Here is a 13,123-nt window from a genome sequence, read left to right as displayed (position 1 = left end):
ATTATATCGGCACGTAATTGGAGTGTTTTTTAGTATGCGATTATGTTTGTTATAGATAGGTTTAACTGCTAGCAATAATAATATTGATCCCCAGGATAGCCAAATAAAAATAAGCATGAAATCCATTTTTTAAACTGATGATTTCATGCTATTATTATTTCTATGAAAATTTTTTCCACTTTAAGATGGAGTCTTACTCTGGGCTTATTTTCCTTTATTCAAACTCAATAGATAATGTTTTATATTAATGATGAAATCTAAAAGCTACCAATATAGTCAGGTGTTTGGGTAAAATAGTTACCTAATGATCTTGGGGCAACTAATCCAACTTTAACTGGAGGTTGAGGAACAATAGGCGAGCCCCCAGTACCATAGGCATAAGCTTGATATACTAATTTTGAACAATAGGTTGGGCTAGGCGCTTGTAAATTTTTTGAGCCCTCTATAATAGAATAATCAATTGATCTATTTCGAACTGTTAAACTACCATTACTGTTAAAAGTAGTAGAAAGAGCATACCAACCTGCCATCATATTAACACTTCCTAGTGAAAGTCTCTTTGGTCGATACAGTCGTGAGTTTCCAAATCCATATTTATTCGTAAATTGCTTTATTGTCATAATAACAGTTGCTTGACCTGAACTAGTCCCACCAGGAGAATGAAGTATACTATCCGGACCAACTACAATTCCATTATGGCCAACTAAACCTCCAGCGGAACTTTCCCCTGGAACAATTATATAATCTCCAGACTGTAATGGACTGGCTCTAAGATTTGTATTAATAGGCATGGGAGGATCAACAGGTGCATCTAAACCTTCTTTTAAAGCGATTTCCCAATCGTTGAAGCTTATACCTTGTAATTCTCCAATTTGTATATAGTAGTTATAGGCACTTGTTAAATCTTCATTAGTTAACGAAGATAAGTTTATTTCACCAGAAACTAATTTAGGAACAATGTCTTGTGGAGTAGAAGGGGAATTAGCATAAACGTTCAGGGGGACCATAAAAAACAACAAAAAAGCAAAACCGACAACAATTTTTTTCATTTTAAAAACTCCTTCAAATTTATTTTTGTGTTATACTTATATTATACAAGTATCGAGGAGTTATTACTATGAAAAATAAGATATTAATTTTATTAGCTGTTGTTTTTTGCATTATTATTTATTATTCAATAAACAAACAAGTTAAAACTAAAGTAGCAACAAACCGTATTCACCATTATATGGAAGATAAAGGATTCCCACTAGATTTAATTGAAAAAGAAGATATTCATTACTCTTACTCAACAGATCGTTGGAATTTGAGTGTTATTATGAAAGATGACAAAAACTATCAATACAACTTTGAATATCGTTTTAAAACGAATGATATTCAAGAAGATATAGAATTTTTAACGGATGATTATATGAATAATCCAGCTAAATATAATAAAAACCTGTATGAAGAAAAAATAGAGAAATCTTTAAAATGAATTTATATCCTTGAGTTGTTGTCTTTTTAAATATTTAAGCACATATTTTAATAAAGCATTGTTTCTTTTAAGTACACTTCAAGGATACAATAGGAAGATAAAAATAAACGCTGATTTTTCAGCGTTTATTTTTGTATACTAAGCGTATCCTTAGACATGGTCTTTTGAATTTATAAAAATGGAGGGATTTCGTTATGTAGTTGGCTTATTTAAGAGTGTCCGCTGTAGATCAAAATTTAGCTAGACAAGAAACTGCGATTCAAGCAAGGTAGAATAAATTGAGTTAATTAAATTAATAGAGTCTGAAGTCCTGATTGTTTGGCTTACAAATCAGTAGCGAAAGAAGATAGAGTGAATTTCTTGTTTTTTGAAAAGGGTTTTAAAAAACTATCTTTACGAGAAGTCCAATTATATATGTGTGAGGTTTGCAACGGAACATATTTTCTAACCCCTAGTTTTACTTCTACTAAAATCAAACTATTTTTCAAAAGCAGTTAGTTATATTCGTGATAAATAGTGACAATTTAAAATAACTTGCCTGTCATAATTTATATTAGCAAAGCCTCGATAAGTTTACAAATAAAATGAGCTTCACTACATAAAAAAACAGAGTAGAAAATCTACTCTGTTTTTTAGGATCACTACAAAAACACGACTGTTTTCAATCTTTTTTTGCAGTTTATTCAAATTGTGCAGCATATAAACGATGATAGTAACTATCTATTTTTAGCAACTCGTCATGAGTTCCAGTTTCAACAATCATGCCTTTATCCATCACTAAAATTAAATCTGCTTCACGAATCGTCGACAAACGATGAGCAATGACAAAACTGGTTCGCCCCTTCATTATTCTTAGAAAAGCTGTTTGAATCTGTTGTTCAGTTAAGGTATCAACGGAACTGGTTGCTTCATCTAAAATTAACATTGGCGGATCGCTAAGCATGGTTCTAGCAATGGTTAAAAGTTGACGCTGACCAGAAGAAATAGAAACTCCACCACTGCCAATAATTGTGTCATACCCTTGAGGCATTTTTATAATAAAAGCGTGAGCTAAAGCAGCTTTTGCTGCCTGGATAATTTCCTCTTCACTAGCTGTCGGATGACCATATGCAATATTTTCTTTAATGGATCCTGAAAATAACCAAGTATCTTGCAGCACCATACCAAAGGAACGTCTTAAACTGTCTCGTGTATATTTTTTGATATCTGTACCATCAATTTTAATGCTCCCTTGATCTAACTCATAGAAACGCATCAATAAGTTAACCAATGTCGATTTTCCTGCACCGGTTTGCCCAACAATTGCGATTGTTTCACCTGCAGCAACACTTAGATTTAAGTCTTGGATTAGCGGGCGATCTTGTTGGTAGGAGAAATAAACATGGTCGAATGCCACATTTCCGTCAATTGTTGTTAGAGTTGTGGCATTTGTAGCATCTGGGATTTCTGGAACAGCATCAAGAACTTCAAAAACACGCCTTAATCCTGCAGCAGCTGTTTGAATCTGTGTTGTAATCCCAGATAACTCAATGAAAGGTTTAGAAAATTGAGAAGAGTAAATAATAAAACTTGAGACGACACCAACCGTGATACTACGATTTCCTGTTACAACTAAAATACCACCGATTGTTCCGATTAAAAGATACGCAAGGTGATCGACAAAACGAGCAGAAGGATTGGTGATGGACGAAGTGAATTGTGCTTTACGTCCCCAAGTGTACAAGCGATTATTAATTTGTTCGAAATTACCTTGAACGTAGTCTTCTTGATTAAAAGCTTTGACGACTTTTTGATTGGTAACCATCTCAGATACAAATCCAGAAATTTCGCCCACAATTCGTTGTTGCTGAGTGAAGTTTTTTTGTGAAAGTCGAGCTACAATACAAGCAATCAGAAAAATTAAAGGCGTTGTCACTAAAACAATTAACGTTAAAAGTGGACTAAGATAAAGCATAAAACCTAGTGAAGCAAAGACCACGATTACCCCAGAAAATAAATTGTTTAAAGTTAGACTAACCGCATCTGAAATACTATCTAAATCATTTGTAAAGCGACTGATAATTGTCCCATGTGGGGTATTATCAAAAAAGCTTAAGGGAAGTTCGTTTAGTTTATCAAAGGTTTTAATACGCAAGTCTTTAATGGCATTATAGGAAACCTGATTAGAAAAATAATTGATCATCCATTGGGTAATTATTGCTAACAAGTAAACGGCAGCCAATAACCAAAGAACATGGAAAAGCTTGCTAAACTCAACTTGACCTTTTCCAACAATCGCGTCGATTCCTTTTCCTGTATAGTAAGTTGCAGCAACTGTAGCGCTACCTCCGATTAAGCCACAAAATAAAGCAGCGAAAATAGGCATTTTATAATGAGTCATAAAAGGTAAAAGTCGTTTTAAATCACTTGGATTGATTTTTTTATTTTGCATATTAATGAACCTCCTTAACGTCAGTTTCAGTCTCACTTTGAGAGTCATAAATTTGACGATAAATATCTGATTCAGCTAATAATTGCTTATGAGTACCACTATTAGCTAGCTTTCCATCGTTTAGTACAAGGATTTGATCGGCTGTTTGAATCGAACTAATACGTTGCGAAACGATGACAACAGTAGTATTTGTTAAGCGGCTAGCTAGAGCTCTTCTCAAATTTAAATCAGTTTGGTAGTCCAAGGCACTTAAGGAATCATCTAAAATTAGAATATCCGGTTGGCTAACTAATGCTCGGGCAATCGTTAGACGTTGTCGTTGTCCACCAGAAAAGTTTTTACCACCTTCAAAAACAGGTGAGTTTAAGCCGTCTTTTAAGCTTGCAACAAAATCGGCACTTTGAGCAATTTCTAAAGCCATTTGCAATTCTGCTTCTGTCGCATCCGCTTTACCCCATCTTAAGTTTTCAGCAATTGTTCCAGTAAATAAACTACTATTTTGTGGTACATAACCGATTGAGCGGCGCAAACTTTGAAGATCAAACTCATTAACATTGGTTCCGTTAATCAGAAGAGTTCCAGCAGTAACATCATAGAATCGTGGAATTAAATTAATTAGGGTACTTTTCCCACTTCCTGTAGGACCAGTCACGCCTAAAATTTGCCCTTTCGATAAATTAAATTCAATATTTTCTAAGGCATTTGCGCTAGCAGCAGCATATTTAAAGGATACATTCTTAAATTGAATAGCAGTCTGATTTTCGATAGCTGTCAGATAGGTTGGAGATTCATTTTCAACAACACTAACATCAGTATCTAGGACTTCATTGATTCGTGCAGCAGATGCCGCTGATTTAGTAAATATGACAACTAGATTGGCCACAATAATAAGTGCTAATAGCATTTGCATAATATAGTTGATTAAAGCTAAAACTTCACCTTGCATCAAACTACCTGTATTAACTTGGAAACCTCCAACGTAAAGGATTATCAAAATACCCGCATTCATGATTAACGAGGTAGCAGGGGTCATTAAAGCCGAAAGATTTGCTACACGGATATAGGACTTTGCCAACTCATCACTGACATCTTCAGCTCTTTGCTTTTCTTTTTTGCTACGGGCAAAGGCGCGAATCACTCGAACACCACTTAAATTCTCAGAAACAACTTGTGTTAGACGATCAACCTTCGTTTGAACAATTTTATACAGAGGAATGGTTTTTGTCATAATAAAGTAAAGAATTAGACAAAATAGAGGCAATAGAACGGCAAAAACAAGAGCTAATTTAGGACTAACATAAATCGCCATAATCAGAGAACCAATACTTAAAAATGGAGCACGAATCACTAAACGAATTAACATAGCAAGAGCTAGCTGCATTTGGTTAATATCATTAGTTGCTCGCGTAATCAAAGTCGCTGTACCAAAATGGTCAATTTCCTTGTGAGAAAATGTATTGATTTTGCGCATTAAGGCATTCCGAAGTTCAGTCCCAAAACCTTGTGAAGCAATCGAAGCGGAATATTGACAAATAAAAACGGAAATTAAGCCAATAACCGACATTGCCAGCATCAGGCCCCCCATTTTATAAATATAAGCCGTATCTCCTTTGTTTATCCCATTATCAATTAATTTGGCCATTAACAGAGGTAAAAATAACTCGAAAACGGCTTCTACAAATTTAAAGAAAGGACCAATTACCATTTGGAGTCGGTACTTTTTAGCATAACGTAATAAAGAAATCAAATGAATACTCCTTTCTATACTCAAGGGATTTAATTTTTAATTGTATCCCTAAACTTTTTATTCAATAAGTATAACATAAGGGGACAAATTAGTTGATACTAGATTCTCATTAGAATATAAGTTAAAAAGAGTCATCCTTGATAAAAAATGAACAAGCGCGTATGATGAAAATAAAGCAACACGAAAGGAGCAAGGGGATGGAGATTACTTTTGAAAAAATAGTTCTTTTATTCTTTATTTATGCCTTTATAGGTTGGTTATGGGAAACAGTTTATTGTTCAATTAAAGCCAAAAAGTTTGTTTATCGGGGTTTTTTAATTGGCCCATATTGTCCGATTTATGGATTTGGGGTATTAGCAGTTTTATCTTTAATTAGTCCTTATCAACAAAATATCATCCTTTTATATGTATTTTCAGCCTTGGTAGTTACTCTTTTGGAATATGTAACTAGTTATGGTTTAGAGAAATTATTTCATACCACATGGTGGGACTATCATGACGTTCCATTGAATTTGAATGGTCGCATTGCGTTACCAATTTCATTATTTTGGGGAGTCGGGTGTGTTTTTATTGTGAAAGTTGTGCAACCGATTGTCAGTGAGTGGGTTCAATTTTTGATAAATCAATTTGGGATTTTCTTACCTGTCGCAATTGTTGTTTTGATGACAGTTGATTTGATCTACTCTGTATTTACTTTAGCAGCTTTCCAAAAAGAGTTGGCAAAATTAAGTGTTGAAATTGAAGAACGAAAAAATAATTTAGTAGAAAAAATAACGGAAACAAGCCAAACAGTTATGGAAGAATTAAAGCAAAGTACCGAATTAAAAAAAGCTTTTGCCAAATTAAATTTTAATCAAAAGAGAATGTTGCGAGCTTATTCTAAATTAAATATGCCAACAATTAAAAATTTCAAAGAATTAAAAGATATTCAGGAAAGATTTAGAAAAAAAGGCTGAAAATAAGTGTATTTGGGGATTAAATACTCTATTTAGAAGTGGATGTTGCATTTTCATTTCTTTAACATTACTTTTTGGTTACTAAAAATGAGTTTACAAGTCATTTTGACATAAAACTTTATGAAAATTCTTCTGTTTTCTATAAGATAAAAAAGAATGGAGTGAATCCATTCTTTTTTATTTAGGCAAAGCCTTAGTATTTTCCGATAGCGGTGATTAAATCAGAGCTCGTGCTATAGATAGCACCGTTCAACTTAACTAAACCGACTGTATACAAGTTTACATAGGAAAATTGTGATTCAGCCACTTCTTGCAATGCCGCTAGTTTGTGTGGGTTTGTGGCTCCTTGTTGACGAGAGTCTGTATAGAGACCGAGAATAGGAATACCAGCTTGATAAGCCACTCCGATTTCAGTTGCGACACCAACATCAATTGTCGCACCATCTAAAACAGCAATCATTAATTGACTGTTTAAAAGTGCCTTAGTATCATATTGGGCAATCGCTTTGGAGTCAGCATAGGCGTTTTTATCATTAATTTCCATTTGTTCTTGGGGAACATAAAGCTCCAATTGAGGGTATGCCGCTCTAATTTGTTGTACAAGTTGTTGGTTGTAGCGTAACTCCATTTCAGAAAATAATGGGCTAGCAAAATAACTATTTTTGATCATTTTTTCTCCTCCTAATATCTTTTATTACACTCTTAGTATACCTTTAAAATGCGATTGTAACAAAAAGTAATCTTTGTGAAATATACCAAGGCTGATTATTCGTTATAATGTGGGGAGCAATTAAGTAAGATCGTATTACTAAATGAAGGGTGTTGTCGAAATAAGTGAAATTACGAAAATTGGTTGTAAGCGTGGTTCTTACATTTCTAAGCGTAAATCTAATAGCAAATGTTGGATACGCAGCGTCACTTGACGAAATTAATAAAGAGCAACAAGCAAAACAAGCAAAAATGGCAACTGTAGATAGTGAAATTAGCCAAACTTTAGTTTCATTAAATGATAAAAATAAGGAAATTGAAGCTTTAAACCAACAAGTTTCTGAAAAACAAGAAAGCTTGAAGGATACAGCAGAAAAAATTAAAGCAAAACAAGCAAACGTTGATGAGCGTGTTGCTCAAGCTAAAAAAAGATTACAATCGCTTCAAACATCTGAAGCAAACAAAAGTATGGTATTAATGATTCTTGAATCTGAAAGTTTAACAGACTTTTTAAACCGTGCTTATGTTATCAATCGATTGCAATCTGCTGATAACGATAATTTAGAAGAAGCTAAAAAAGATCAAGAAGAACTTACAAATTTAGAAGCTAAATTACGTGAAGATGCAGCAACTTTAGCTGAACAAAAAGAGCAAGTCAACAAAGATACAACTGAGTTAAACACAAAAATGGCTAGCTTACAAAAAACAATGGATGAAAATAAAGATGCTTTAAATGCTTTAGATGAACAAAAACGTACAGAACAAGCTCGTATAGATGATGAAGCAGCGAAGAAAAAACAAGCTGAAGAGTTAGCTAAAAAAGCAGAAGCTGCTAAAGTTTCAACTGCGGCGGTTGCGCAAAATACAGCTCCAAATGATGCTGTTGCTCCAGCAGCTCCAAGCAACCCTACTGATCAATCAGGTGCAGGTGGCGCTGGTAAAACAATAATTGTTGAATCGACTGCTTATTCATATGCTGAAAATGGTTCAAGCTTCTTTACAGCTAATGGAACAGATTTACGAGTGAATCCAAAGGTTATTGCCGTTGACCCTCGTGTTATTCCAATTGGTTCACGTGTTGAGGTTTCTGGTTATGGTGTTGCGATTGCAGCTGATACAGGTGGTGCAATTAAAGGAAATAAAATTGATGTCCATTTCTCTTCTGTAGCAGAATGTTTACAATGGGGACGTCGTACAGTTACAATTAAAATCTTAGATTAAACATCTAAGATAGAAATAGGTGCAAACGATGGCAGTTGATATTGATTTTTATCATGAAAAAGATGAGCAGGCATTTCTAGATAAATGGGAAGCTGAAAAAGGCTCAATTGAAGATATTGATTTATTTTACTCTGAGTTAGCTGAGGCAGTTGAAGAAGCCTATCAAGCTGGAACAGTAAAACTTGGTAAGAAATTTGTCTATCAAGATGTTGTGGTTGGCTATGTTGATTACAATACATTCAATAATTTATTTTTATTCAGTCTAGCTAAACAATAAATTCTTAACTGACTAGTATGAAACCGGTGATGAACCGGATTTGTACTAGTCAGTTTTTTTTGTGGATATCTAGGTACTATTTTTGCTCAAAGGTTCTATATGGATGGATATTAATAAAAAAGTTGTTTTCAATAGTTTTTAATTAGCCTTCCCTCTAGTTTAGTTTACCCAGGTTATGACAAGGATAATAAAATTATAAGGTATGGAAACTGAATTTTATACTTCTGGTTTAAGAATTGTTTAAAGAATTTTATCAAAGTATCTAAAGATAATCTTGCCTACTTTATGCCCTTCAAGTTTGAATATCTAAGGGAAGTGTGTCAGAATAAGGCCAGAGGAGGGAAGCTGAATAAGATTTTACATGTGTAAAAATAGTTTATTGGAGGTAGAAAAGATGCGATCTGTTAAGAAGAAGACCATGGGTTTTGTGATAAGCCATAAAGAGAACGAACATCGCCGTGCTTTATTACCAAAAGATATCAAAATTATTCAAAATCCTACTCAATTATTTTTTGAAAAGAACTATGGAAACGTTTTAAATATTGCCGATGAGGAATATTTGGCTTTAGGTTGTCAGATTGTTTCCCGTGAAGTGGCGTTGCAGCAAGATATTATTTGTGAACCTAAGATTGGAGATGCTGAATTTTTACAGAATTTGTTACCAGGACAACTGATATTTGGTTGGGTTCATGCAGTCCAAAATCGAGACATTACAGATCTTTTAATTGAACAAAAAAGTTCTGCTTACGCATGGGAAAAAATGTATTATATGAATCGTCATTCTTATTGGCGCAATAATGAATTAGCAGGAGAAAGTGGAATTGTTCATGCTTATTTACTTAATGGGCGGATGCCCTATGACACAAAAGTGGCTATTTTAGGTAGAGGAAGTACAGCTCAAGGAGCCAATCGTATTTTAACTAAATTGGGAGCAGATGTCTGTATTTACAATCGAAACCAAGAAGCGCTATTTAAAAAAGAATTAGGTGATTATGATGTCATTGTTAACGCAATTCTTTGGGATACGACGCGACATGACCATATCATTTATGAAAAAGATTTAAAACGAATGAAAAAAGGTGCAATGATTATTGATATCAGCTGTGATGAACATGGCGCCATTGAAACAACGTTACCGACTACCTTCGAAGACCCTACCTACTATGTTGACGGTATTTTACATTATGCTGTTGATCATACCCCAAGTATTTTTTATCAGACAGCTACTGCTGCAATTTCTGAAGAAACTAGTAAGTATATCGATGATTTAATTGAAGGAAATCCGAATCCTATTTTAAGAGATGCATTAATTATTGAAGATGGAAAAATAATGGATCAAGATATCAACAAGTTCCAAGACCGTTAAATGCAAATAAACGAAAAAAGGACTTTCCCATAAAGAAAGCCTTTTTTCGTTTTATGCATTTATTTAAGCTAAATCACTACCATTTGTATCAATCACTTTTTTATACCAGTTAAATGATTTTTTCTCATAACGGTTGCCAGTTCCTTGGCCATTGTCATCTAAATCGACATAGATAAAACCATAGCGTTTAGACATCTCACCAGTTGAAGCACTAACCAAATCGATACAGCCCCAAGGAGTATACCCCATTAAATCCACACCATCTTCGATTGCTTCGCCCATTGCGCTAATATGACTGCGTAAATAATCAATTCGATAATCATCTGCAACATAGTGATTTTCGTCAGGAGTATCATATGCACCTAAACCATTTTCAACAATAAATAATGGTTTTTGATAACGTCCATATAATTCATTTAAAGCTAAACGCAAGCCCAGAGGGTCAATTTGCCAGCCCCACTCTGATGCTTCTAAGAAAGGATTGCTAACACCAGACAATAGATTGCCAGAAGACTGCGCTAATTTGTCAGCATCAGTCGTCACAACAGTTGACATATAATAACTAAAGCCAATGTAATCAACAGGATGTGCTTTTAAAATTTCTAAATCGCCAGGTTGAATATCTAAAGTAACATTATTTTTTTCCCAAATACGTTTTGCGTAATGAGGATATTCCCCTTTAGCTTGAACATCTGCACAATAGAAGTTGAAGCGTTGATTATATTCAAGAGCCTCTAAATGATTGACTGGATTTGAATCGTACGCATAAGTTGTCGCATAAATAATCATACAACCCACCTGTAAATTAGGATCTAACTCATGAGCAATTTTAGTTGCTTTGCTACTTGCCACAAACTGATGATGCAACCCTTGGTAAATCGTTTGTTTATCAGCAGCACCAGATTTCATTGTTAAACCTTGACTCATAACTGGAAAGTGAAGTGCACTATTAATCTCATTAAAAGTCATCCAGTATTTAACCTTTGCATGGTAACGCTCTAAAACCACTTGAGCATAGCGTTCATAAAAATCAATCAATTTGCGATTGCCCCAACCACCATATTCTTTAGCTAAGTGTAAAGGCATTTCATAATGAGAAATAGTTACAACAGGCTCAATACCATATTTCAAACATTCATCAAAAATTTTATCGTAGAAAGCTAAACCGGCTTCATTAGGTGTAGTTTCATCCCCTTTAGGAAAAATACGAGACCAAGCAATTGATAAACGATAGACTTTAAAGCCCATTTTAGCAAATAAAGCAATATCCTCTTGGTAACGGTGATAATGGTCAATACCGTTGTGATTTGGATAAACATATTTAGTTTCATCAATTTCAAAGTCAAAATCAGGTTGTGCAACAATTTTAAAGCGCTCTTTGCCACCAGGTAGCGCATCCGCGACAGAAAGACCTCTGCCATCTTCTAAGTAGCCACCCTCTAATTGATTCGCTGCAGTTGCTCCTCCCCAAAGGAAGTTTTTAGGAAAAATTGATTTCGTTGTTGTCATAAAAAAAGCACCCCAATTCATTTAATACTGAAAGTATAATTTGTGAGATGCATTCCATGTCAAGCTTTAGTCAAAATTTAACTGGAAAAGGCTATTTTTAGTGCTACACTAGAAATAATATGAAGTGTTAAAAGAGAGGGGAAAGTTTGATGGAAGTTGAAAAAATAACCAAGAAAATTCGCCGAGAATTAATAGCTGGCAACCGTCTTCTGGGTGTTGCAACTGGATCGGGTATGAGCGCTAGTCAGGTGCAAAAAGGTGGAGCAGATTTTATTTTAGCTTTGAACTCTGGGCGTTTTAGGGTACGAGGTAGAAGTTCATTAGCAGGTTTTTTACCATTTGAAAATAGCAATCAAGAGGTTTTAAATTTTGCAACAAAAGAGATTTTACCTTTGTTGCAGCATACACCGATTATTTTTGGTTTAAATGCAACAGATCCCACGATTGATTTAGTTAATTTCATTGGTACGATAAAGTCGAACGGTTTTTCCGGAGTAAATAACTATCCAACTGTCGGTTTGTTAGATGGCCAGTTTAGTGAGGCTTTGGAAGAAAGCGGCTGTTCGTATCAATTAGAAGTTGAGGCAATTAAGTTAGCCCATGATCAGAAGTTATTTACAATTGCTTTTGTCTTTAACCAAGAGCAAGCCCGTCAAATGACAGAAGTTGGTGCAGATGTTATTTGCTTTCACTGTGGACTAACAAGAGGTGGCAAACTAGGAGCTAAAAAAGTATTAAGCTTAGCCAATGTAATTGCCTCTGCTAATGAAATAGTGAAAGTGAGTCGAGAAATACGCCCAAATGTTATTACTATGATTTATGGTGGGCCGGTGAGCAGTTTAATTGATATTCGTTATATTTATAACCAGATTCCGGGGTTAAATGGTTATATCGGTGGTTCCACTTTTGATCGAATAACGCCAGAAGAATTAATTATTCAAAAAGCGAAAGAATTTAAAAGCCCAAAAGATAGCCAAGATACTAGTTTGATGTCTCAAATGTTAGATGGTATCGATAAACATTATGATTATGTAGTTTTTGTAGAAAAATATATAGAACAAAATTACCATGAGGGTATTTATTTAGAGGATTTAGCACAAGTAGCTCATGTGACAAGTAGCTATCTTAGTACATTGTTTAAAAAGAAAACGGGAGCAAGTTTTACTGAATATCTAATTAAATTTCGCATAAATAAAGCGATTGAACTGATGGCTAAACCACAAAGACTTTCTTTCAAAGAAATTGCCTTCTTAGTTGGTTATCCGGATTATGCTCAGTTTAATAAAATATTTAAAAAGTATATGGGAACTTCACCTTCTGAATATAGCAATGCTAGAACAAAGGAGTGAAGATAAACACTAGTTAAACTGTTTTGAAAACGTTTTATTCCTTGGCTGTTACTCTTATAATTTAAAGTGTAATCATTAGGAA

The 13,123-nt window shown here is 34.3% G+C and carries 11 protein-coding genes; 6 read left to right on the top strand and 5 right to left on the bottom strand.

The genetic code is table 11. The features are described from left to right. Window positions 1-257: 257 nt before the first annotated feature. Window positions 258-1,049: a hypothetical protein gene (locus BR77_RS08590; RefSeq protein ID WP_015075498.1), complete on the bottom strand. Its 792-nt coding sequence runs from the start codon at window positions 1,047-1,049 to the stop codon at window positions 258-260. Between the two features lie 68 nt (window positions 1,050-1,117). Here BR77_RS08590 and BR77_RS08585 point away from each other — a divergent pair, with 68 nt between their 5' ends. Beyond that, on the top strand, window positions 1,118-1,477 hold the full coding sequence (locus tag BR77_RS08585) for a DUF3139 domain-containing protein (protein ID WP_015075499.1): 360 nt from the start codon (window positions 1,118-1,120) through the stop codon (window positions 1,475-1,477). Between the two features lie 679 nt (window positions 1,478-2,156). On the opposite strand, the gene BR77_RS08580 is transcribed toward BR77_RS08585, so the two are convergent. Continuing rightward, window positions 2,157-3,908 carry an ABC transporter ATP-binding protein gene (locus BR77_RS08580; RefSeq protein ID WP_035064596.1) on the bottom strand — a complete coding sequence of 584 codons (1,752 nt, stop codon included), beginning with the start codon at window positions 3,906-3,908 and terminating at the stop codon, window positions 2,157-2,159. A gap of 1 nt (window position 3,909) precedes the next feature. Beyond that, on the bottom strand, window positions 3,910-5,655 hold the full coding sequence (locus BR77_RS08575) for an ABC transporter ATP-binding protein (RefSeq protein ID WP_015075501.1): 1,746 nt from the start codon (window positions 5,653-5,655) through the stop codon (window positions 3,910-3,912). 197 nt (window positions 5,656-5,852) lie between these two features. Here BR77_RS08575 and BR77_RS08570 point away from each other — a divergent pair, with 197 nt between their 5' ends. Next, window positions 5,853-6,611 (top strand): putative ABC transporter permease, encoded by a 759-nt coding sequence (locus tag BR77_RS08570; RefSeq protein WP_015075502.1) that lies wholly within the window; start codon window positions 5,853-5,855, stop codon window positions 6,609-6,611. 193 nt (window positions 6,612-6,804) lie between these two features. Here the strand turns inward: BR77_RS08570 and BR77_RS08565 are convergent, their stop codons facing one another. Beyond that, a complete protein-coding gene (locus BR77_RS08565; RefSeq protein WP_010054442.1) occupies window positions 6,805-7,281 on the bottom strand; it encodes a nucleoside 2-deoxyribosyltransferase in 477 nt (158 codons plus the stop codon). 164 nt (window positions 7,282-7,445) lie between these two features. Here BR77_RS08565 and BR77_RS19660 point away from each other — a divergent pair, with 164 nt between their 5' ends. From BR77_RS19660 to BR77_RS08550, 3 genes are all read left to right on the top strand, one after another. Beyond that, window positions 7,446-8,540: a 3D domain-containing protein gene (locus BR77_RS19660; RefSeq protein WP_035064591.1), complete on the top strand. Its 1,095-nt coding sequence runs from the start codon at window positions 7,446-7,448 to the stop codon at window positions 8,538-8,540. 28 nt (window positions 8,541-8,568) lie between these two features. Continuing rightward, a complete protein-coding gene (locus BR77_RS08555; RefSeq protein ID WP_010054444.1) occupies window positions 8,569-8,817 on the top strand; it encodes a hypothetical protein in 249 nt (82 codons plus the stop codon). A 394-nt stretch (window positions 8,818-9,211) separates the two neighbouring features. Continuing rightward, window positions 9,212-10,183 carry a N(5)-(carboxyethyl)ornithine synthase gene (locus BR77_RS08550; RefSeq protein WP_010054446.1) on the top strand — a complete coding sequence of 324 codons (972 nt, stop codon included), beginning with the start codon at window positions 9,212-9,214 and terminating at the stop codon, window positions 10,181-10,183. Between the two features lie 63 nt (window positions 10,184-10,246). On the opposite strand, the gene BR77_RS08545 is transcribed toward BR77_RS08550, so the two are convergent. Next, window positions 10,247-11,692 carry a 6-phospho-beta-glucosidase gene (locus tag BR77_RS08545; protein WP_015075504.1) on the bottom strand — a complete coding sequence of 482 codons (1,446 nt, stop codon included), beginning with the start codon at window positions 11,690-11,692 and terminating at the stop codon, window positions 10,247-10,249. A gap of 149 nt (window positions 11,693-11,841) precedes the next feature. On the opposite strand from BR77_RS08545, the gene BR77_RS08540 reads away from it, so the two are divergent. Then, window positions 11,842-13,041: a phosphoenolpyruvate hydrolase family protein gene (locus BR77_RS08540; RefSeq protein WP_015075505.1), complete on the top strand. Its 1,200-nt coding sequence runs from the start codon at window positions 11,842-11,844 to the stop codon at window positions 13,039-13,041. Window positions 13,042-13,123: the final 82 nt, after the last annotated feature.

Source organism: Carnobacterium maltaromaticum DSM 20342, from assembly GCF_000744945.1.
In the GTDB taxonomy this organism is placed as follows: domain Bacteria; phylum Bacillota; class Bacilli; order Lactobacillales; family Carnobacteriaceae; genus Carnobacterium; species Carnobacterium maltaromaticum.
Note: the sequence above shows the minus strand (reverse complement) of the source record. Positions and strands in the feature narration are given on the sequence as shown.